We start from the raw sequence: 21912 nt of genomic DNA on the forward strand, positions 1-21912 counted from the left end.
CAATGACAGTGTAGTGACCCAGAACAATAACGCCGAGCAAACTGCTCGGCGTTACTTTTATCGCATGGCTTTTATCAATCGTACAATAGCTTATCCGCTTTTTGCTGATCGAACTCTTTCACCGCTTTGCGCGCCAGATGACGGAATGGCAGCATCTTAACGATCTCTTCAAATGGCATCACGGCAAATGCCCAGAATATCGAGCCATCAAACACCAAGATAATCGCAGCACACAGCGGAATTGATACAATCCACTGACCAGTAAAGTTGACCTTAAACACCTCAGTCGTCTTACCCAAAGCACGCAATGCATGCCCATGTACGGTGTTATAACCTCTGACTAGAGGCAAGAAGATATACAGTGGCGCGATAACCGCGAGTGCAGTATAAGTCGATTCATCAAGGTCTGGATAAATGTCCGAAATAAACAGGCTGAGGATCAGGAAAAATAGTGAAGACACGACTGAAATACCCACCGCCATATCGATACTCACGTTCAACTTCTTATCGAGATCTTTAAGGTCGCGAGAGCCGATCGCCTGACTCAAGGAGATCGCTGAAGAGTGAGCCCAAGCTGTGATGAACTGTGTGCCCGCTTTGATCCACGGCATCATAATCGTGATCGCAACGTAAGCGTTAATGTTAAGTTGTGAATACAATAGCTGATAGATGGTCGCCCCCACCGCCAACATGGTGATGTTAGCAGCGACAGGAAATATCTCTTTAAAGTGATTCGCAATATTGCTCTTCATCGAAGCATCGAGCTCTTTCATCGATACATTGATGTTCGGGTCAAGCTTCATACACCAGCACAAGAAGATAAGACGAACCACAATTGCAAATAGACTACCTAAAGCGGCACCAGTAACGCCAAAGCCTTCAAAACCTGCAAAGCCGTAGATTAAGAAGTAAGAAATCACACCATTGAGGGGCATCTCTATCAAATAGCCTTTGAAAGGCACTTTAGTGCGCCCAACCGCATTGAACAACGCGATGATAACTTGGGTCACTGCGTTCAGCAGTACGATGTGAATCGCGACCGACAGATAATGCTGCGTCGTTGCAATTAGACTCTCATTATCAGTCAGAGCACTGATAAGAGCGACATCAAACACCTGAATCAAGGTCCAAAATAGCAGGGCTACCACAAAGTTGATTGCCATACCGGCCCAAAAACCACGATTAACTGACGCTGAGTTGGCTGCACCAACCGCACGACTAATCACCAACTGAGTACCATTGGCTAGCGCCATCTGAATACCCATAACGAATGCAACGATCGTCGTGGCAATACCAAGAGCCGCCAATGAAATCTCACCTAATGGAGAAACCAGCAGCGTATCGATCATCAACATCGACTGCATAAGCAATGCGTTCAATGCTAATGGCCATGCTAGAGAGAGGTTCTTTTTTACATAAGACTTGGTTGTTGACATGCCACACCTTATCATTAATTGCACAAACGACAACTGCCCCATCAGGAGCAGTTGTCGTACTTTACTTATTCATGGGAGCAAGAAGCTCCCTACTTAACCATTTACAACACGCGATAGTATCTGGTTGTCATCGTTAAGTAGCGCGTGAGAAGCCATTCGGGCATCATCACTGCGTCCTGCCATAATGGCATCATAAATCGCTCGGTGCTCTTCCAAACAGAAACGACCACCTTCTACTGACTCATCAATGAACTGCTTGAAAATCGTCTCTAGAATGTTACCAAAAGGAAGATAGAACTGATTTCCTGTCGACATAAAGATGGTCTGATGGAACAAGTGATCGTTAATCGTCCACTCGTCATAATCAAACGTGTTTGCTGCAATCGTCATTTTTTGGAAAATAATCGACAGCTCTTTACGTTGTTCTGCCGTTGCGCCCATCGCGGCTAAAGCACACGCTTCTGGTTCAATCGCTTTGCGCAGACCAAGAAACTGAGCCAAAAACGGTTCGGTATCTTCTAGATCAAGAATCCACTCTAGCAGTTGTGGATCCAAAAAGTGCCACTGAGCACGCGGGCGTACAGTAGTACCCACTTTAGGGCGAGACTCAATTAAGCCTTTTGCTGAAAGCAGTTTTGTCGACTCACGTAGTGCCGTACGACTAACACCAAAGGCATCACACAATTCAACTTCATTAGGAAGTTTCTCGCCTTCGCTCAACTTACCAGACAAGATTTGACGAGCAATTTGTCTAGCAACCTGAACATGAATCTTGCGACTGGAATTTTCTACGAGAGAAAAAATCGCCATAACAATGCTCCTGGATAATATCAATTTGACTCGAGAATCTAGGATGGAATTTGAACCACGACTCAAATTGATATTAAATTTAACTAACTTCTATCCCATTGTTTTAAAATAGGAAAGATCAAAAAAAGCCAGACAATGCTGGCCTAGGGCGAACTACTATTATCGATATATTGACCGAACGCCCTAGACATTCATCAACGATAATTATTCGCTATGAGTATCACTAACCATATAAATAATACAATATGATCTATGTTATGCAAGCTAGATAAACGCATAAGTGGATGAAATTCACTATTCGCGGTAAGAATCCGTCTGATTGTGTGACCTTGATCATCTTTGACCACGGGGACTGTAGGGCTTTTGAGCGTCAATTGGCTAGGAAAAGTCACAACACACAATAGTAATGACATTTATTATCAATTAGATGTTGATTAAATTGATGATTTCTGCCTCAAAAGTACTACTCAATATACAAGATTGGTCACACAAAATTAGTTTACAAGCGACTTGCCCCTTATATTTATTGGTGGGCTACAAAGCTAGTGTTATACTTTCATTAAATAAGACATAAATCATTATTAAATCGAAGTAAGAATATACTATGGCAAGCGCATTTAACTCTATTGCTGGTTCTAAACGCAGCCTCCATGTACAAGTAGCCCGAGAAATTGCTCGCGGTATTTTGTCTGGTGAGCTAGCAGAAGGCTCTATTCTCCCTGGTGAGATGGCTCTTTGTGAGCAGTTTGGCATTAGCCGCACTGCACTGCGTGAAGCAGTTAAACTACTGACCTCTAAAGGTCTTCTTGAGTCCCGTCCTAAAGTGGGCACACGAGTTATTCACCGTGCCTACTGGAACTTCTTGGATCCACAACTTATCGAATGGATGGATGGATTGGCTGATCCTGATCAGTTCTGCTTTCAGTTCCTTGGCCTACGTCGCGCCATTGAACCAGAGGCGTGCGCATTGGCAGCGAAGCATGCAACGGCTGAACAACGTATTGAGCTTTCTGAGACCTTCCAACGTATGGTTGAGATTTCAGAGGCAGATACATTCGATCAAGAGCGCTGGATGGAAGTCGATACTCAGTTCCACAGCCTTATCTTCAACGCGACTGGCAATGATTTCTACCTACCCTTTGGTAACATCCTAACCACGATGTTTGTTAACTTTATCGCGCACTCTTCCGAAGAAGGTAGCACGTGTATCAATGAGCACCGCCAGATTTACGATGCCATCATGGCAGGTAACTCAGACAAGGCACGCAGTGCATCTGCACAGCACTTGATCGCACACAAGCATCGTTTACCTGAAGCAAGTTAAGCGCAACGTTGCTTATTAAATTATGCCAAAGCACGCTTTTCAGCGTGCTTTTTGTTTTTTGGCTAAGCTAAAACTAAAAAAGCAAGGTCATTATTTTAATAACTTTTCATGTACATAAAAAGCACCGATAGATAAGATATATAATATTACAAATATCAAAATAGAGCTCAAAATATGAATGATTCGCTTCTTCCCAATATTATTCAGTTCATAAGTCAAATTGACCCTTTTGACAAAGTACCAAAAAGCGCGTTGCGTGACCTCTCTTCAGATATCGAGATCACCTACTTAGCCAAAGGTGAAACCATCGAACTGGGTAATGAAGGCAAAAAGAAGTCTCTCTATGTCATTCGCACTGGCTCTATGGAGCAAAGAAAAGCAGATGGTGTGTTGCGTGCCAGACTAGGCCCTGAAGATCTGTTTGGTTTTACGTTCTTGGCGCAAGAGCGAGACAACAACGAAGAGTATCACGCCACTGCTATAGAAAACTCTTTAGTTTACATTGTGCCCCACTCTGCTTTGCAAAAGCTCTTCAAGACGCATCCAGAATGTGCTGAACACTTTGCATCTCAGGCGCAAGTCCGCCTCAAGTCGGCACTGGATGTTGTATGGTCAAATAAAGAAAAGGGCCTATTCATACGCCGCGTTGAAGAAGTCGCCAGCGGCCGAGTCGCGGTAGTGACTTCAGAACAATCGATTCAATCCGTGGCTAACGAGATGTTGATGGAGCGCTCACCATGTGCGGTTATCTACGAAGGTGATGACATCGTGGGTCTAATCACGGATCGTGATATGACAAAACGTGTGATTGCTCAGCGCACGAGCATTGATAACCCAATCACCGATGTCATGACCCACTCTCCATTAACTGTGAAGCCTGATGACTTGGTCATGCATGCTGCATCAATGATGATGCAGTTCAACATTCGTAACCTACCAGTCGTAAAAGACAACAAAGTCGTTGGTCTATTAACCACAAGTCACTTAGTGCAAAACCACCGAGTGCAGGCGATATTCCTAATCGAGAAGATCAAGTATTGTGGTAGCGTGAAGTCACTGGCTTCCTTCTCGTCTGAACGACAAGCGATATTCGAGGCCCTAGTAGAAGGACGCGTTGCTCCAGAAGTAATCGGTAAAGTCATGACAATGATCATGGATGCCTACACCCGCCGCTTAATTCAAATCGCCATCGATAAACTCGGCCCCCCACCGTGTGATTTTGCATGGCTGGTCGCCGGATCTCATGCTCGAAATGAAGTTCATATGCTATCAGATCAGGATAGTGCTATTGTGCTCGCTGACGATGCAACCGAGAGCGACCGAATCTACTTTAACCACTTGGCAATGATGGTTTCAAACGGCTTGGCAAGCTGTGGTTATCCACTTTGCCCTGGTAAATATATGGCTGCAACACCAAAGTGGTGTCAACCACTGAGTGTCTGGAAGCACTACTACAAAAAATGGGTGGCGAATCCTGAATACGAGCGCCTACTGAACATTAGTGTATTTTTGGAGATACGCTCTATCTATGGTAATAGTGAGTTTGAAACGATTTTGCGTGATGAACTACACCAAAATATTCGCGAAAATCGCGAGTTCCTTGGTATGTTGGTAAACGACTCGGTGAAAACCAGCCCTCCGCTGGGTATTTTCAACAAGCTGGTTCTCGAGAAATCCGGTGAGAACAAGAAAACACTGAATGTAAAACGCTACGCGATCAACCTAATTATCGACTTAGCTCGCATCTACGGTCTAGCATCAGAGTGCGAAGTATCCGCGACCGATGAACGGTTTAAGCATGCCTTTGAAAATGGCTCACTAAGTGAAGACTCTTACCGTAATATCATTGGCGCGTATCAGTTCATCCTATCGATTCGCTTCAATCACCAATTGGAAGCCTTAAAATCAGGCGGGCAAGCCGATAACAACATCAACCCAGATAGTTTTGGTAGCTTTGAACGCGGTCACTTGAAAGATGCATTCCGCATTATTGCTGAACTGCAAGAGGCTGCAAAAGTGCGCTTTGGAGTACGCTAATGAAATCGATATTGCGTTACTTTCATCCACTTGAACAACTAAGACGGAAAAGAGAAGCGTTCTTAGATGCTGGACATATACCCGCAACGTTCATGGACAACATTAAAGCCTCGATTCCTCAAGTTGAAGACTTAATTAAAGATCAACCGTTCATCATATTAGATTTTGAAACGACAGGCCTTGATAGTGAGGAGGACCTCATTCTATCAATGGGTTGGGTAGAGATGCACAACAACAAGATCGATCTTGCTACTAGCCAGCACTTGTATATCAACAGTGACTCACAGATCAAACCTGAAACGGCGATCATTAATCACATCACACCACAAATGCTGTCTGCAGGTGTCTCCATTCACGATGCGATGATGAGCTTTTTTGACGCGGCAGTTGGCAAAATTGTCGTCGCCCACGGTTGTGTCGTTGAAGAAAGCTTTATGAATCATTATCTCGCTGCCCAATATAAGATTAGCGAGTTCCCATTGATGTGGCTAGACACTATGCATTTGGAAAAAGCACTGGCTAAAGCCATTAATCAGGACTCTGACTTAGACGTAACGTTATCGGGGGCACGAGCACGTTACGGCTTACCAGAGTATCAAACGCATAATGCTCTGGCCGATGCTGTTTCTACCGCAGAGCTACTGTTGGCGATCGTAAAACGTATCCAACCAGACAACTCTTTAAACGTTGGGACACTTTATAAAATGAGTCACTAACCTTTAATTGTCTTAATCCATCTATACGAACAAAAAAAGCTCGAGAGCTTTCACCCTCGAGCTTTTTGCTTTCTGTGTTGTGTCCTTAACCGTGCTTTTCCTTTAAGCTCTGCTTCTTTTTCATTCGAAGAGTAGAGTAAACAGAGAAGATGGCTAACAGAACAAAAGCGAGAGCGATTGGTCGCTCGTATAGGAACGACCAACTACCGTCATACATCAACAGTGATTTACGTAGGTTGGTTTCCGCCATTGGACCTAAAATGATCGCTAAAAGAATTGGCGAGGATGGAATCTCCATCTTGGTTAAGAAGAACCCTAATAAGCCAAAGCTAATCGCTACACCCACATCGAAGATCGAGTTGTTGATTGCATAGGCACCGACCACCGACAAGAAGATGATCACAGGGATCATGATGAGTTTTGGCACTTCGATAATTCGACAGAAGAATCGAATACCTATTAACCCCACGACGAGCATTAGAAGGTTAGCCACCAGCATAGAGCTAAACACTCCATAGACTACATCTGGATTTTGGGTGAACAACAAAGGCCCTGGAGTTAAGCCCTGCACGATCAACGCACCTAATAAAACCGCCGCCGTTGCATCACCAGGAACACCGAGTGTCAACAAAGGTACAAGCGAACCACCTGTTACTCCATTGTTTCCCGCTTCCGCAGCAGCCAAACCTCGTACCGAACCTTTACCGAACTCTTCAGGGTTCTTAGAAGAGCGCTTTGCTTCGTTGTAGCAAACAAATGCAGAGATATCAGCGCCAGCACCAGGTACTGAACCTATTGCAGTGCCCATGGCACCACTTTTTACTGCCGTTGGTAGCATCTCTTTGATGTCAGTTTTGCTCAGTAACTTGTGATCAAATTTTTGCGTTTTGACCTGCTTCTCCTTGTGTAGTTTTTCAAGTTGGTTTAACGCCTCAGAAAGAGCAAACAAGCCAATCAATACTGGAATGACATTAATCCCGCTGTACAGATCCATAATACCAAAGGTGAATCTTGGTACGCTGCTGATCGGGTCTAAACCGACTGTAGCAACGAGCAATCCGATACTGCCCGCTAACAGGCCCTTTAAAATATTTTTAGAGGAAACACTCGCAATAATCGTTAGGCCAAATAGAGCTAGAGCGAAATACTCAGGGGCGTTAAAACGCAAAGCAAAGGTGGCAAGTTTTGGTGCAATCGCGATTAAAACAATAGTACTAATTAAACCGCCAATAAAGGACGCAACAGCCGAAATACTCAGGGCTCGCGCAGCTTGTCCTTTCGCCGCCATTGTATGCCCATCGAGTACGGTCGCAGCAGAGGCTGGAGTGCCTGGAGTTTTGAGTAAAATAGCCGCTATCGAACCACCATAGATGCCGCCGATATAGACGCCAATCAACATCACCAATGCCGATGTTGGCTCCATACCAAATGTAAAGGGGAGAAGAATCGCAACCCCCATGGTGGCGGTTAGTCCTGGTAAGGCACCAAGAATAATGCCTCCCAAAACACCAAATACCAAAACAGGCAGCACTGCTGGGCTCATGGCTGTGCCCAAACCATCTATTAGATATTCAAACATGATAGCCTCCTACATCCAGTTAGCTTCAGGCAATGCAATGTAGAATACCTGACCAAAGAGATAGTAAACGGTGAAGACAAAGCCTAACCCAATGGCGTAATAAACAGGCTTCTTCACTTTAAAGAAAATTAGGTATGCGACAAACGCGATTAAGCTAGCCACTAGGTAACCAAGATAGTTAATAGCCACGGCATAAGCGATCAGATAACCAATGCCAAACACTGACATCTTCGTCATTAGTGGGCCATCTATCTCTTCCATGCCTTTTAGCTTTTGTTGTATCAATAGAGCCGCACAGATAACGATTTGCATCACGACTATCAGCGTAGGGAAGAAGCTCGCATCAACACTAGCGTCTTGATACATTGGACTTTCAAACTGAGAAATCAGCCATAACGCGATGCCGGCGAAAAGAATAACAATGGAGGGGAACACGACATTTCGATTGACCATAAACTTACCTCAAAAAATACAAAATGGTACAAATAGAAAAGCAGTGCGGCACCCTAAGGTGCCGCGATTTAAATGATTAGTTGATTAGAGTACCCAGCGCTTGGGTATCTTGTTCAACAAACTGAGTGAACTCTTCAGCATTGAGGTTATGGATTGTCATAGCACCTTTTTGCATGAATTCTTTGAACTCAGCTGACGCCATAGCTTCGTCGAACGCATTTCCAAGGATCTCTACGATTTCATCCGGCGTGTCTTTAGGTGCACCAATACCACGCCATGTGCCAGTGACTACATCAATGCCTTGCTCTTTAAGGGTTGGAACATCTGGGATGTACTCAATTCGCTCTTCTGACATCACACCCAACGCTTTCAACTGACCAGAACGCAACTGAGCGATAGCCTCACCCGGAGTCACCATCGTCACGTCAGTATGCTTACCAAGTACCGCTGGAATAGCTTCTGATGCACCATTGTATGGAATCGCATTCATTTTGATGTCTTGATCTTTTTCAAGAGACATCAAATAGAAGTTCGGCGCAGCCGTTGAAGCAAACTTGACACTTCCAGGGTTCTCTTTTGCGTCCTTGACCAAATCATTGATCGTGTTGTATGGGCTGTCTTTTGACACCAATACAACGGCTGGATCTAAATTAACTAACCGAATCAGCTTAAAATCATCGGCTGTATGACGCATCAGACCCATTTGCGGAAGCGAAGCGATTTCTCTTGTCACAACTGTCAATGTGTAACCATCTGCACGTTGCTGCGCACCAAAGCTCATACCTACGGCGCCTGCCCCACCCGTTCGGTTCATGATAGCGATATTCTGACCCAATACATCTTTCGCGCTGTTGGCAAGAGTACGACCAACTGCATCAGTACCACCACCTGCGCCGAACGGAACGACGAGACGAATATTTTTTGTCGGATAGTCTGCGGCAAAAGTTGTTGCAGAAGCGAGAATACCCGCAGCGACCATGAGGGATTTTAGTAATTTACTCATAATTCAGACCTTTTGATTTAAATAATTATCGGTATGTTTGTGTAGGGTTTTCTATTTTTTGTGTTTGATATTCGTGCATCATCAACTGTTCGATAGCGAGCGCAACCCAACTACTGATCAGCATGTCATACCATTGTTGAACTCCGCTGCAAGCGACAACGATATTGCCGTAAACAAAAGAGCCATAAAAAAGTACGTCCTCTTCTCTTAGTGAACTAGGGTGAATTTGTTGCAGCTGCACATTGCTAGTTGACTCTCGCCAGGCCTGTGCAGCTTTCTTCTGAGCTAGGTGGTCAAAAGGAATAGTCCAAGACTCAGGTGTTCCTAATGAAGTTTCGTAAAGGACCGCCTCCTCAAAAGACGATTCCCAAGGTTTCAGGTGTGGATTCATCACTACGATATGCAGCTCTTGACGGTTGGTTCGCTCAAATAAGCGTTCGATTGATGGCTTCACCAATTCGACAGCATCAATAGCAATGCTACGTATGTCTTTCATAACGTTTCCTTGTTTGTTCGCACAAACAAAACATATTGTACGACAAGGGATGACTCAAACGCATTATAGATAGATTTCGCTACTGATCACATCAAGTAGAAATATTGGTTAAATTTCGGGATTTAGATCGATTAATCAGTAAAAACTATGAAATTTTTTATTTATATGGTTCGTATTTTGTATATTGGATTAAAATATGATGCTTATCACATCCATGCTATTTAAATACAAATTTATTCACTAATAAGTAGATTACAAATACAAAAAAAAGCTCTCAAAAGTGAGAGCTTTTTATCGAAAGGATGATTTAACTTTAGAAGCTGTAAGTAATGCCTATACGGCTACGTAATTGACGCTTGCTATCGTCACCTTCCGCAGCGCAAGCACTATTACATTGAACATTACCTAATTCAATGTATGGACGCCAGCTCCAATCTTTTTCCTTGTAACCAATTTTGAAGTTGTAATCCCACTCGTAGGTTCCGTCACCATTGCCCACTTTCCATTTTTCGCTGAAGAAATCTTCAGAGTAGTTAGCTTCGAAACCAAGCTGGAAGTTGTTCCAGTTGTAATCTAAGTTACCAGTAATTTTACTTTTGTTTACTGAGCTATGCTTCTCGCCATCACGTCCAGTTGTAGTGTTATCGCCAGAGTATTCTCTAAACTCATGACGGTAACGAAGCTTTGTCACTAAACCATTTTCAAACTTATATTGAACTCGAACCTGTGGTTTGTATGTTACATTACCATTACCAAAAGTAATTGGCATTGCTGTTTGAATACGCAATTGCTTGTCAATATTCCAATTGTAACCATATTCAAATTCATTGTCTCCACGCTCAAGGTCATTTAACTCACCAGAGTGCTTTGCCTCAACACCAAAATAGTGATTGCCTACACCGCCAGAAATTTTGATTCGCCCAGCGCGTTCTTCACCGCCATGTTTATATTCTTCACGAAAATCCAGAGAGGCTGCTGAAACAAGAGTGGTAGCAAGTAGGGATGCCACTGCAATAGAGGCTTTAGATAGTTTGTTCATATTCAAACCTTATGTTTAACGTCCGTTGTGTTAATGTATGACAAATATATTAAGGTTTTGAACAGCACTCATCTGTGATTAAAATCACTAAACAAAGTCTTATGATAATTAGACACTGATCACACTAAGTCTTATCTATATGATTTACATATAGTTTTATTAATTTAGTCAAATTCACATTGTTTCAGAAATGTGACCATGCGCAACAAAATTATCTAGTATAATAATTTAATATGACTTTATGTGCGTGATAAGTTCCATATAAAAACCTAATCTCGTTCTATATGAGACTCAGATCACGCTTTATTTGCTAAAGTTAGATCAACTGCTAGTTTTTTTCTTTAATACCCTTGCAACCTCCTACCAACAAATCCTATTGTACTACAACTAAATTGAAATATTGGTTCACATAATGAAAACTAAATTACTTGCCACCGCGATTATCTCTACTCTCTCTTTTGGTACACATGCTGCAGATAAAATCCCTGCTGACATTCTCGATTTATCCTGCTGGAAAGTAACTCTTCCTGTTTCACTGACCGGTGGAGATAAACCAACAGAGTTTTCGGAAACAGAAATAGTGAATGGTGCTAACCACGAAGATTACTTCTTTGTGAACGAAGCGGGAGATGGTGTTGTGTTCCGTTCGCCTATCGCTGGAGTAAGAACATCAGAGAATACAAAATACATCCGTTCAGAGCTGCGTGAAATGATGCGATGCGGTGACGAAACGATTAGCACTCGTGGAGTAAACGGCAATAACTGGGTATTTAGTAATAACGTATCAGAAGACTCACAGAAAATGGCAGCAGGTGTGGACGGTACACTTGAGGCAACGCTATCCGTTGATCACGTCACAACAACTGGTGAAATATGGCAACAAGGCCGTGTCATTATCGGTCAAATCCATGCGCCAAAAGATGAACCAGTGAAAATTTACTATAGAAAACTTCCAAACCACTCGACTGGATCTCTTTGGATCTCACACGAACCGAACCGAGGTGATGACATCATTTTCCCGATGATTGGGCCAAGCAAGCCAAACTACTGGCGTCAAAGTGACAAAGATATTCCAGCGTCTTTTGATGACGGTATCGCTCTCGGTGAGAAGTTCTCGTACAAGATTCAAATCGAGGGCTCTGATATGACTGTAACGGTGAGCCGCGATGGTAAACCAGATGTGGTACAAAAAGTTGATATGCAGAATTCTGGTTATGAAGAAGAAGACCAATGGATGTATTTCAAAGCAGGCGTTTACAACCAGAACCGCACTGGTGATGCTGATGATTATGTGCAGGCTACATTCTATAAACTGGACGTAACCCACTAATCTAGTTTGGGCTCCTTAAATACCGATGGGGCAGAAAACACAAAAGAAAGTGGGCATATTTCAATGTCTACTTTCTGTGAAGATGCCCATGTCACTGATTAGCAAACCGATTTTCTTAGTCAGCACGACTTTGTTCCCAGAAGACCTCGATGGCTTTTTTGGAGTATGTTTGAATAAGCCTAATTTGAATACTTTGGGAGAGTGTTGTGAATGTGCTAGTAGGATGATTAATATGCGTTCAATGAACAGTTAAAACTATGAGCTCAAAACAAAAAACTCCCACCAAAGTGGGAGTTCGAAAAAATATGGACTGTTGGTCTAAATTAGAAGCTGTAAGTTAGACCTACACGGCTACGTAATTCACGAGTTGACTTCTCTGATGAAGTGTTTACGTCACCAAACTCTACGTATGGAGCCCATTGACCCATAACGTAACGAACTGACGTATTTAGCTCGTAGTTAGTATCACCATTGTCGAAGATGTCGTAGCCATCTGCTTTATACCAGTTAGCTTCGAAACCAAAACGCCACTGGTCTACTGAGTAGTTTACATTACCTGTGATACGGTGGCGGTTCTGATTAGCTTCACCATTATTCTGACGAATGTCGTGACGGTAACGAGCACTTAGGCTCATACCTTCAATATTTTCAAGAGCATAAGTTGCACGAACTTGTGGTTTGTATGTCATACCAGAAGTACGAGCTTCGATTGGCATACCGTAAGTTATAGTCCAGCTGTCATTTAGTTTGTGACGGTAGTTTAGACCTAGTTCCCAACCGTTGTTTTGTAGATCTTTAAGGAATTTACCATCTTCACCTTTAAACTTAGCTTCAATGTCCACAAGGAAATTGCCAATGCTGTCTGCAAGCTTAACGCGAGTTGCATGTTGTTCTGTATGGCTTTTGTACTCGTGACGAACGTCAAGTGACGCTGCTGTAACTACAGTAGTAGAAAGAAGAGATGCCACTGCAATTGACACTTTAGTTAGTTTGTTCATGTTCAAACCTTCAATTTAGTAATGATGTAGTAATGTATGACAAATATATTAATGAAATATCGGTTTATAACTGTGATTGCGGTCAACATTACTTACACACATTTACGCCAAGCAAATGCAAATAATTATTAATAACAACATAAAACATTGTTAATAATGGATATTTTCAATAAACAAGTTAGCTTTTCGACTCAAAAGTAACACGAGATTTGTGAGCCAGTGCAAGAAATTTTGGAGAGCTACTCTTCGAAATTACCTTTTAGTATTATTTATTAACATGAATCAAATAATACCAGATCAAAGCGTTAATGAAATGCATGACATACGTGTCACAAAATCATCCTATTTTATTTTAATCTATCAAAAATTGTTGATTGACTACTCTACGCTAACTCTCTTTACCTGATAAAAATGCCCATCCATGTTTCAACGCATTGGGCTCTTGTATGATAATAAGTGAGGAAACTCGATATAACATCGACCTACCTTATTCTCAATTGTCATTTGGTTTCATATGCTTCTGACTTTAGTATTTATTGTTTACCCAGTTACTCAGCAATGTACCTCTGCTCTTAAACGCTCTCGCAGATCCATCGAGATCGTTCTGAACTCTACAACTCACACTGCCTCTTATATGTATGTATCAATTCAACCGAAATACACTAGCGTCCATTTGTGAACACTCAAAGTTCATTGATAGCAACATTGACTATAGATATCAGACCGAGCCTTTGGTTACTGCTATACACTTCAGCCAGTTTGTATAAAGAGGAATGTTTTGATCGATAGGTTGGCACAACCTTCAGGGAGCACCTCCTGTGATTTATTCTGTGCTCATTTATCCCATATAGCGATTATCTCCTACCCGAACTATCGACAATTCCATCCTCTTTATAGAGTAAGCACTCCTAGTGGCAACCACCAATAGTCGTACAAAAATGATAAATGAGTGCAGAAATCGTTCTGTGAACTTAATCTAAGTTTAAGAAACGTCTAGAGTTTGAGCTTCTTTTCCCGTTAGCGAACAACCAATTAAAAGCGATAATAATCAAATACTTAAATGCGATCCACATCATGAGAACATAAAGATATCGTTCAATAACCGTACATTCGTCAAAAAAATTTGAAATATTACTTTATTTTTATTTGTCATACATTATCATACCTACACTGTTACGAGGTAAGTGGTGCTGTCGTTCCCTTGCCTCACCTATTCGATTGACACACATCCACTCTATGTTGGGTCGATCTGTTGAACTGATATGTCGGTTTGACGAACATTTTTGCTTGGCTTTTCTTTTGAAAAGCACAAAGAAGACTCTCCCTCTTCTTTTTAAATAAGCTTAAACAGATTAATTACAACGATAAAATTCGCTGACTTTCCCCCAAATCAGCACCCATACCTGCTGCGCTCACACGATACAGGCCGTGTGAGCGCTTTTTTTTATTCTGAGCTCTGGCTCGCGTTCCAACTTCATCACTGATTACCCTTTTAAGTTTCATATAGCCGCACTTGCATGATCGCCTCCTACATATGCGATTAACTGGCTCTTGGCTCGGTTGGTTATTCTCTAATCAAATCGAAGCACTTCCTGCTTAATGTCCAAACAATTGGAGAACTCAATATGAAACATGAAACACGAAATCAATCGATTGAAGCGACGCTCACCACTATCGCGCTTTTTTCTTTGGTATTCATGAGCACAGCAACGATTGCGCAAGAAAACAGTGCAGCAGTATCAACAGATACGGTAAGAAGCCAAGCTCATAGCGTTATTGTAGAGAGCACACAAGATTCCACTCTCTATGCTGAGCAGCACCAACAAGCCATGACTCAACTTGAACAAGATGGTGATGTTGATCGTTACATGCAAAGCAACGGTGTCTCTCATAACAAGGAAAATCGTAGCGATGAATGCAGTAACTCATCAGAAACAACTGGAGCAAAAATCGCGGCGCACTGTTCATAACCTTCAAGTGAGCGGTCTTCGGGCCGTTCGTTTCCCTTGCACTTTAGACCTACCAAGCACGAAGACTTCCCTTTCTGATGAGCTGCGCCCTTGATTATTTGTAGTATTAGTCACCTCAAAAATTAGAAACGCAATTTCATTTTCATTACCGAAAAGCAAGCGCAATTTCCGTTATAAGTATGAGAAAGCCCTTATATAGGGTCATTTGTGACGCTTGTAACAAAATGCTATTGAACTAAGATCCAGATCACTTGTATGAGTAATGAATGGGCTACAAACGCCAACTTTGTCACGATCTTGAAATATTGTAGTACAAATATAAATACCCAAAGCTAGTATTGTCACAAGCCATTAATAATTACAGAAGGTTTCAAGATGGATCTCAATACTCTGATTGTAGGCATCTACTTCCTATTCCTTATCGCAATAGGTTGGATGTTTAGAACATTTACTAGCACCACAAGTGACTACTTCCGTGGGGGCGGTAGCATGCTTTGGTGGATGGTTGGTGCAACTGCGTTTATGACCCAGTTCTCAGCTTGGACATTCACCGGTGCTGCAGGTAAAGCATACCAGGATGGTTTCGCGGTCGCGTTTATCTTCCTAGCAAACGCATTCGGTTACCTAATGAACTACCTATACTTCGCTCCTAAATTCCGTCAACTGCGTGTTGTGACGGTAATTGAAGCGATTCGTATGCGTTTTGGTAAGTTCAATGAACAAGTATTCACTTGGTCTGGCATGCCAAACAGCGTTATCTCTGCGGGTATCTGGCTAAACGGTCTAGCTATCATCGCATCAGGTATCTTCGGTTTCGACATGACAACAACCATTATCCTAACAGGTCTAGTGGTACTGGTAATGTCTGTAACGGGCGGTTCTTGGGCGGTTATCGCTTCTGACTTCATGCAGATGGTTATCATCATGGCGGTAACTGTGACGTGTGCGGTTGTTGCAATCATCCAAGGTGGCGGTGTTGGTGAAATCATTAACAACTTCCCTGTTGATGAAGGTGCATCGTTCGTTTCTGGTAACGACCTGAACTACCTAAGCATCTTCGGCCTATGGGCATTCTTCATCTTCTTCAAGCAGTTCAGCATCACCAACAACATGCTCAACTCATACCGTTACCTCGCGGCTAAAGACTCTAAGAACGCGAAGAAAGCAGCACTTCTTGCTTGTATCCTGATGACAATGGGTCCACTAATCTGGTTCATGCCTTCTTGGTTTATTGCAGGTCAAGGTGTTGACCTAGCAGCACAATACCCAGATGCTGGCTCAAAAGCAGGTGACTTTGCTTACCTATACTTCGTACAAGAATACATGCCAGCAGGTATGGTGGGTCTTCTAATCGCAGCGATGTTCGCAGCAACCATGTCTTCGATGGACTCTGGTCTAAACCGTAACTCTGGTATCTTTGTTAAAAACTTCTACGAGCCAATCCTTCGTCCAAATGCGAACGAAAAAGAGCTGGTACTGGTTTCTAAGCTAACATCAACGTTCTTTGGTATTTCTATTATCCTCGTTGCCCTATTCATCAACTCACTGAAAGGCCTAAGCCTATTCGATACGATGATGTATGTAGGTGCACTGATCGGCTTCCCAATGACAATCCCTGCATTCTGTGGTTTCTTCATCAAGAAGACGCCAGACTGGGCTGGTTGGGGTACGCTAGTGGTTGGTGGTGTCGTATCTTACTTCGTAGGTTTCGTTATCACTCCAGAGATGGTACAGGGTTGGTTCAATCTAGAGCCTCTAACTGGCCGTGAATGGTCAGACCTTAAAGTTGCTATCGGTCTAATCGGCCACCTAGTGTTCACAGCAGGCTTCTTCTGCCTAACAACACTGTTCTACAAGCCGCTTTCAGAAGAGCGTCAAAAGAACGTGGACAAGTTCTTCGAGAACCTATCAACACCTCTAGTAGCTGAGTCTACAGAGCAGAAGAAACTAGACAACAAACAGCGTCGTATGCTTGGTTCACTCATCGCAGTAGCGGGTGTTGGTGTCATGCTAATGTTCCTACTACCTAACCCACTATGGGGTCGCTTCATCTTCGTACTGTGTGGCGCGATTGTAATGGCGGTCGGTCTACTTCTTGTTAAAGCAGTTGACCAGAAAGTAGAAGACGCACAAGCAGAGACTGCTGAGCAGAACTAATCCCCGGTTAATTTTAGTTATAGCTAGGCGGCCCTCCTGGGCCGCTTTTTTAGTTTCACCATCAATTCCTGTTCCAATCAACATATAAGAGAACACACCATGAAAAAAACGATCCTTGCCGGTTTAATTGCGTCAGCTTCTATCGTCGGCTTAGCCGCTTGCACGTCAGATAATACGGCTGAAAACCAAACTCCCCCAATGCCAGCAACCTCCGATATTTCAGTAACTGACATTACGCGCGATTACTTACTATCGACAGATCGCCTAGCGACCGTCGACGGTGCAGAGCTTAATCAAGCAAGCGAAGCCGATGTTGCAGCACTAAAAGCACAAATCGAGAATGCAGAAGCAGGCTCAACCATCACCATTCCAGCAGGAAAATATCCTCACCTTGGTGTCGTAACCGTGACGGCAAACAACATTACCATTAAGGCAGAACAAGCTGGCGCGACTTGGCTAACTGGCCTTGTACAGCTTGTTCTGGAAGGCGATGACATTACCGTTGATGGTGTGGTTTTCACTGAAGGTGGTCCTGCTGAGCGTTTCGGCGCTATTCGTATGATGGGTGATCGCAACACGCTACAAAACTCAACCTTCTACTACTTCAACCATGACTACGAGTATGAGCCAGACGAGCGCCGCTCTGAGTACCCGAAGTACCTATGGCTATCGCTATGGGGTAAAGAAGGCAAAGTGATCAACAACCAGTTTGAAGGTAAACAGAAACGCGGTACCTTGATTGGTGTCCAAAAGAACGAAACACCTGATAATCACTATATCGCCCACAACATCTTTCTTGACCAGCAGCAGAACCAGTTCAACGAACTCGATATCAAAGAGGCCATTCGTTACAACGGCAACAGCTGGGAAGCCATTCGTATTGGTGATTCCAAGGCGTCACAATGGCCATCAAACTCTCAATTCGTTGATAACCTGATGATTAACATGGATGGTGAGCGTGAGCTTATCTCTATAAAATCGGGTGGCAATGTGATCGGCGGTAACACGATCTTTGAAAGTGCTGCATTGATTTCTCTACGTCACGGTAAAGCGAACGTGGTTGATAGCAACGTGATCATCGGTAACGAGAAGCTGCTGACGGGTGGTATCCGTATCTACGATGAAGATCATGTGATTAAAAATAACTACATTTCTGGTACGCGTGGCCGTGATGGTCTGATCGAAGGTAATGCCGATTTGCGTGGTGGCGTCGTGATCAACACGGGTATCATTGATGTTGAAAACAACGAAACCCTAGACCAATCAGTGAAGGGCAAAGAGCTAAACAAGCAGTGGACGCCAAAGAACATCACTGTCAGCAACAACACGTTGGTTGATACTGAGTGGGGTTTTGTTTACGGCAACCAGACTCACCGTGTCAGCCTATTCAACAACGATGTCGTTGAAACGATATTCACGGGTGTGAATGTTAACTTCGATTCGAACGTGATTGATAACACTCAAAACCCACAATTCGTGAGTGTACGTGCGACCTCTGATCACCCACTAGTTAACGCAACTTACTCAAACGAGTTCTACGCCGGCAACATTACTGAAGGTGAGCAGCTAGGCGAGTACTCTGCGACACTGCCTAAGTCAGTGAAGCATGGTGGCTTCAACAGCTACGAAGGTGCGGGTGCTGACGTGAACGAGCTTAGCATCATCACTGCAGAGGTGGCAGGTCCTGATTACCGCTTGGTGGGTACGTTCCAACGCTAATCAGGACAAAAGGTTAGCTTGATTTATTTGAGCTAACCCTACCTGTTTTAACGTTACCTATTCTCCATAATGCCTGCTTAGGCATTTTTAGCCAGCCCTCCCTAAAGGCTGGCTTTTTTTATGAGCAACCACAGCCGCTTTCGCGTTTTTGATAATCCATCACGTTACCCTGACTATCAATCGAAAACTCGCAGCATTTATTAAAGACACCATACAGCTTTTGTCGGCTTTTTTGCACCCGAGATTTTAACGTCGAATATTTGATGCCCTCTCTTTCGGCAAACTCTTTCTGTGATAATCCCTCAATTTCAATCGCTTTAAGAAGCCTAGCGTCTTGCTCTGGCAAGCCCTCGATAAACGGCGTGACACACTGTGCAAGCTCACTGGTTAGAGAGATTTCCTGCTCTTCAAACCAAAGATCCTCTGAGTGCAACTCAAGATTACGACCGCGCTTGCGATAAAAATCAATGATCGTATGGTTGGCGATCTGAAACAGCCATGATTTGATCTTCTTGGTATCATGAACCGTCGCTAGATTATGGTATGTCTTGATCAATACCTCTTGCAGCAGATCCTCTACATCATCGGGATTAGCGATTTTTTTATGTAGAAAAGCTTTCAGGCTCTGTTGATACTCTTTCCATATGGTTTCGACATTCATTTCTCGCGACACACTCATAATACTATTGATTACCCACAACAAGAACTCGATTGACAAGACGATGGTGTAAGGTCTTTCCCTTCACCTAAGTAGGTCCCTTTAAGATAGAAGCCTTTGAACTTCTCGACAAAATCCGAAGCGACTGATTTTTCCGCCAGTCCAGTATCAAGAATACCAGCTTGCCAAGCCTTTGCTTTTGGCAGATCGCGCAACAAATCATGACAAGTTTCCGCTTCGATAATCGCAGCACGATGCAAAAGGGGTAACCAAGCAATATCCACATTGCTCAATACATCTGATTTAAAGTAAGTGGACTGTCCCGATAGCTGACTTTCAACTTTCTGGAAAGCTTGACGCAACTTTTCTTCTCGCTCAAGCAGTGTTGTCTTGTCTTTACTGCTCATCATCCCACACTGTGGCAGATAACTTTTTGCACCTAAGTAACTCCAAGCACGATCAAGAGCGCGTTGCTCATTAGTAACGTCATGCTCGAGAGGTCCATACTCATCTTCGATGTATTCGATGATCGCATCTGACTCAAACAGTGATACGCCACTTTCTGTGACCATCACCGGCACCTGACCATTCGGTGAAATGTCTAAAAACCACTGCGGTTTGTCTTTTAAGCTAATGTACTCAATCTCATACGGCAAATTGCGTGCTTCCAGCGCCGCGGTAACACGTTGAACAAATGGGCAAATAGTAAAGCTAACGATCTTAATCATGCTGATTCCTCAAAGGTCATTCTAGTTTCAATACCCTTAAGACGTCGCTCATAGATAAAAGACGAAAAAATCTAACAGAAATAAAAAAAGAGGCCTGATTTAACGTCAGACCTCTCTCTAATTCATGTCGCGCTAATCAATAATTAGCCGATATGTGTTGCACCGCCCATGTACTTCTGCAGTGCCGTTGGGATCGCGATGCGACCATCGGCTTCTTGATTGTTCTCAAGAATCGCGACCATAGTACGACCCACAGCTAAACCAGAACCGTTCAATGTGTGCACAAGTTCTGGCTTCTTCTCACCTTTGCGGCGGAAACGCGCTTGCATGCGACGTGCTTGGAAGTCCCACATGTTTGAACACGAAGAGATTTCGCGGTATGTCTCTTGCGCAGGAACCCACACTTCAAGGTCGTAAGTTTTACGAGCACCGAAGCCCATATCACCTGTACAAAGCACAACTTTACGGTAAGGAAGCTCTAGAAGTTGTAGAACTTTCTCAGCGTGACCTGTTAGCTCTTCTAGCGCATTCATAGAATCTTCTGGTTTAGTGATTTGAACAAGTTCAACTTTGTCGAACTGGTGCATACGAATCAGACCACGAGTATCACGGCCGTATGAGCCCGCTTCGGAACGGAAACATGGCGTGTGCGCTGTCATCTTCAATGGCAGATCCGCTTCATCAGAAATAGTGTCGCGAACCATGTTAGTAACCGGTACTTCTGCTGTTGGGATCAGTGAAAGACGACGAGGCTCTTCATCACTTGCTTTCTCTTCTAGAGGCTCAGTGTGGAACAGATCTTTACCGAACTTAGGAAGCTGACCAGTGCCATACAGGCTGTCTGCATTCACTAGATAAGGAACATACATCTCTGTGTAGCCATGCTCTTCTGTATGAAGATCAAGCATGAATTGCGCGATTGCGCGGTGTAGGCGTGCAAATTGGCCTTTCATTACGATGAAACGTGCGCCCGTGATTTTCGTTGCGCTGGCAAAATCAAGGCCACCGCCCATTTCGCCAAGGTCAACGTGATCTTTCACTTCAAAGTCGTAAGTTTTTGGCTCACCCCAACGAGAGATTTCGACGTTGTCGTCTTCATCTTTACCATCTGGCACTTCGTCATCAGGCAAGTTAGGAACAGAAAGCGTGATGTCTTCAAGTTTTACTTGGATTTCTGCAAGCTCAACCTTCTTCGCTTCAAGGTCGCTACCTAAAGTACCGATTTGCTTTTTAATCTCTTCAGCACCCTCTTTGTCGCCAGCTGCCATTTTCTGGCCAATCTGCTTAGAGATGGAGTTACGAGTGGATTGTAAATTTTCTACTTCTACTTGAATCGACTTACGTTGCTCTTCAAGTTGACGAATTGTCTCAACGTCTAGGGCAAAGCCTCGACGCGCCAGTTTAGCAGCTGTTTCATCCAGCTCTGTACGAAGTAATTTAGAATCCAGCATTGTTAATC

Annotated in this window: 18 protein-coding genes; 7 read left to right on the forward strand and 11 right to left on the reverse strand. The window is 43.4% G+C overall.

The genetic code is table 11. The annotated features are described in order from the left end of the window. Positions 1-74: 74 nt before the first annotated feature. On the reverse strand, positions 75-1436 hold the full coding sequence (locus GT360_RS19610; RefSeq protein ID WP_164650630.1) for an MATE family efflux transporter: 1362 nt from the start codon (positions 1434-1436) through the stop codon (positions 75-77). 93 nt (positions 1437-1529) lie between these two features. Next, positions 1530-2246 (reverse strand): FadR/GntR family transcriptional regulator, encoded by a 717-nt coding sequence (locus GT360_RS19615; RefSeq protein ID WP_164650631.1) that lies wholly within the window; start codon positions 2244-2246, stop codon positions 1530-1532. Positions 2247-2850: 604 nt separating this feature from the next. On the opposite strand from GT360_RS19615, the gene GT360_RS19620 reads away from it, so the two are divergent. The 3 genes from GT360_RS19620 to GT360_RS19630 all read left to right on the forward strand — a co-directional run bounded on the left by GT360_RS19620 (position 2851) and on the right by GT360_RS19630 (position 6323). Continuing rightward, positions 2851-3570, forward strand: coding sequence for a FadR/GntR family transcriptional regulator (locus tag GT360_RS19620; RefSeq protein WP_164650632.1), 720 nt, complete (start codon positions 2851-2853; stop codon positions 3568-3570). Between the two features lie 174 nt (positions 3571-3744). After that, positions 3745-5607, forward strand: a complete 1863-nt coding sequence (locus GT360_RS19625) for a DUF294 nucleotidyltransferase-like domain-containing protein (protein ID WP_164650633.1) — start codon at positions 3745-3747, stop codon at positions 5605-5607. After that, complete coding sequence (locus GT360_RS19630) at positions 5607-6323, forward strand: 3'-5' exonuclease (RefSeq protein ID WP_164650634.1); 717 nt, start codon at positions 5607-5609, stop codon at positions 6321-6323. Before GT360_RS19625 ends, GT360_RS19630 begins: the two co-directional genes overlap by 1 nt. A gap of 85 nt (positions 6324-6408) precedes the next feature. On the opposite strand, the gene GT360_RS19635 is transcribed toward GT360_RS19630, so the two are convergent. The 5 genes from GT360_RS19635 to GT360_RS19655 form a co-directional block, all read right to left on the reverse strand. Continuing rightward, a complete protein-coding gene (locus GT360_RS19635) occupies positions 6409-7902 on the reverse strand; it encodes a tripartite tricarboxylate transporter permease (RefSeq protein ID WP_164650635.1) in 1494 nt (497 codons plus the stop codon). Positions 7903-7911: 9 nt separating this feature from the next. Beyond that, on the reverse strand, positions 7912-8355 hold the full coding sequence (locus GT360_RS19640) for a tripartite tricarboxylate transporter TctB family protein (RefSeq protein ID WP_164650636.1): 444 nt from the start codon (positions 8353-8355) through the stop codon (positions 7912-7914). A 76-nt stretch (positions 8356-8431) separates the two neighbouring features. Next, positions 8432-9358: a tripartite tricarboxylate transporter substrate binding protein gene (locus tag GT360_RS19645; protein ID WP_164650637.1), complete on the reverse strand. Its 927-nt coding sequence runs from the start codon at positions 9356-9358 to the stop codon at positions 8432-8434. Between the two features lie 25 nt (positions 9359-9383). Then, a complete protein-coding gene (locus tag GT360_RS19650; protein WP_164650638.1) occupies positions 9384-9854 on the reverse strand; it encodes a hypothetical protein in 471 nt (156 codons plus the stop codon). Between the two features lie 313 nt (positions 9855-10167). Further along, a complete protein-coding gene (locus GT360_RS19655) occupies positions 10168-10893 on the reverse strand; it encodes an oligogalacturonate-specific porin KdgM family protein (protein WP_164650639.1) in 726 nt (241 codons plus the stop codon). A gap of 412 nt (positions 10894-11305) precedes the next feature. On the opposite strand from GT360_RS19655, the gene GT360_RS19660 reads away from it, so the two are divergent. Further along, entirely contained in the window at positions 11306-12223 is a 918-nt protein-coding gene (locus tag GT360_RS19660; protein ID WP_164650640.1) for a polysaccharide lyase family 7 protein, read from the forward strand. A 323-nt stretch (positions 12224-12546) separates the two neighbouring features. Here the strand turns inward: GT360_RS19660 and GT360_RS19665 are convergent, their stop codons facing one another. Continuing rightward, positions 12547-13221, reverse strand: a complete 675-nt coding sequence (locus GT360_RS19665) for an oligogalacturonate-specific porin KdgM family protein (protein ID WP_164650641.1) — start codon at positions 13219-13221, stop codon at positions 12547-12549. A 1625-nt stretch (positions 13222-14846) separates the two neighbouring features. Here GT360_RS19665 and GT360_RS19670 point away from each other — a divergent pair. From GT360_RS19670 to GT360_RS19680, 3 genes are all read left to right on the forward strand, one after another. Beyond that, positions 14847-15191: a hypothetical protein gene (locus tag GT360_RS19670; RefSeq protein ID WP_164650642.1), complete on the forward strand. Its 345-nt coding sequence runs from the start codon at positions 14847-14849 to the stop codon at positions 15189-15191. Between the two features lie 375 nt (positions 15192-15566). Beyond that, positions 15567-17348, forward strand: coding sequence for a sodium:solute symporter family protein (locus GT360_RS19675; protein WP_164650643.1), 1782 nt, complete (start codon positions 15567-15569; stop codon positions 17346-17348). A gap of 99 nt (positions 17349-17447) precedes the next feature. Further along, positions 17448-19067, forward strand: a complete 1620-nt coding sequence (locus GT360_RS19680; RefSeq protein ID WP_164650644.1) for a polysaccharide lyase 6 family protein — start codon at positions 17448-17450, stop codon at positions 19065-19067. Between the two features lie 118 nt (positions 19068-19185). On the opposite strand, the gene sigZ is transcribed toward GT360_RS19680, so the two are convergent. The 3 genes from sigZ to serS form a co-directional block, all read right to left on the reverse strand. Further along, positions 19186-19728, reverse strand: coding sequence for an RNA polymerase sigma factor SigZ (sigZ, locus tag GT360_RS19685; protein WP_164651171.1), 543 nt, complete (start codon positions 19726-19728; stop codon positions 19186-19188). 29 nt (positions 19729-19757) lie between these two features. Next, positions 19758-20453, reverse strand: coding sequence for a glutathione S-transferase family protein (locus GT360_RS19690; protein ID WP_164650645.1), 696 nt, complete (start codon positions 20451-20453; stop codon positions 19758-19760). A gap of 143 nt (positions 20454-20596) precedes the next feature. Then, positions 20597-21904 (reverse strand): serine--tRNA ligase, encoded by a 1308-nt coding sequence (serS, locus tag GT360_RS19695; RefSeq protein ID WP_164650646.1) that lies wholly within the window; start codon positions 21902-21904, stop codon positions 20597-20599. Positions 21905-21912: the final 8 nt, after the last annotated feature.

It is taken from the genome of Vibrio astriarenae, assembly GCF_010587385.1.
GTDB lineage: Bacteria > Pseudomonadota > Gammaproteobacteria > Enterobacterales > Vibrionaceae > Vibrio > Vibrio astriarenae.

Bases quoted from the DNA above. Each gene is read 5' to 3' on its own strand.
- GT360_RS19610 (WP_164650630.1), bottom strand. From the start codon at position 1,436: ATGTCAACAACCAAGTCTTATGTAAAAAAGAACCTCTCTCTAGCATGG.
- GT360_RS19615 (WP_164650631.1), bottom strand. From the start codon at position 2,246: ATGGCGATTTTTTCTCTCGTAGAAAATTCCAGTCGCAAGATTCATGTT.
- GT360_RS19620 (WP_164650632.1), top strand. From the start codon at position 2,851: ATGGCAAGCGCATTTAACTCTATTGCTGGTTCTAAACGCAGCCTCCAT.
- GT360_RS19625 (WP_164650633.1), top strand. From the start codon at position 3,745: ATGAATGATTCGCTTCTTCCCAATATTATTCAGTTCATAAGTCAAATT.
- GT360_RS19630 (WP_164650634.1), top strand. From the start codon at position 5,607: ATGAAATCGATATTGCGTTACTTTCATCCACTTGAACAACTAAGACGG.
- GT360_RS19635 (WP_164650635.1), bottom strand. From the start codon at position 7,902: ATGTTTGAATATCTAATAGATGGTTTGGGCACAGCCATGAGCCCAGCA.
- GT360_RS19640 (WP_164650636.1), bottom strand. From the start codon at position 8,355: ATGGTCAATCGAAATGTCGTGTTCCCCTCCATTGTTATTCTTTTCGCC.
- GT360_RS19645 (WP_164650637.1), bottom strand. From the start codon at position 9,358: ATGAGTAAATTACTAAAATCCCTCATGGTCGCTGCGGGTATTCTCGCT.
- GT360_RS19650 (WP_164650638.1), bottom strand. From the start codon at position 9,854: ATGAAAGACATACGTAGCATTGCTATTGATGCTGTCGAATTGGTGAAG.
- GT360_RS19655 (WP_164650639.1), bottom strand. From the start codon at position 10,893: ATGAACAAACTATCTAAAGCCTCTATTGCAGTGGCATCCCTACTTGCT.
- GT360_RS19660 (WP_164650640.1), top strand. From the start codon at position 11,306: ATGAAAACTAAATTACTTGCCACCGCGATTATCTCTACTCTCTCTTTT.
- GT360_RS19665 (WP_164650641.1), bottom strand. From the start codon at position 13,221: ATGAACAAACTAACTAAAGTGTCAATTGCAGTGGCATCTCTTCTTTCT.
- GT360_RS19670 (WP_164650642.1), top strand. From the start codon at position 14,847: ATGAAACATGAAACACGAAATCAATCGATTGAAGCGACGCTCACCACT.
- GT360_RS19675 (WP_164650643.1), top strand. From the start codon at position 15,567: ATGGATCTCAATACTCTGATTGTAGGCATCTACTTCCTATTCCTTATC.
- GT360_RS19680 (WP_164650644.1), top strand. From the start codon at position 17,448: ATGAAAAAAACGATCCTTGCCGGTTTAATTGCGTCAGCTTCTATCGTC.
- sigZ (WP_164651171.1), bottom strand. From the start codon at position 19,728: ATGAATGTCGAAACCATATGGAAAGAGTATCAACAGAGCCTGAAAGCT.
- GT360_RS19690 (WP_164650645.1), bottom strand. From the start codon at position 20,453: ATGATTAAGATCGTTAGCTTTACTATTTGCCCATTTGTTCAACGTGTT.
- serS (WP_164650646.1), bottom strand. From the start codon at position 21,904: ATGCTGGATTCTAAATTACTTCGTACAGAGCTGGATGAAACAGCTGCT.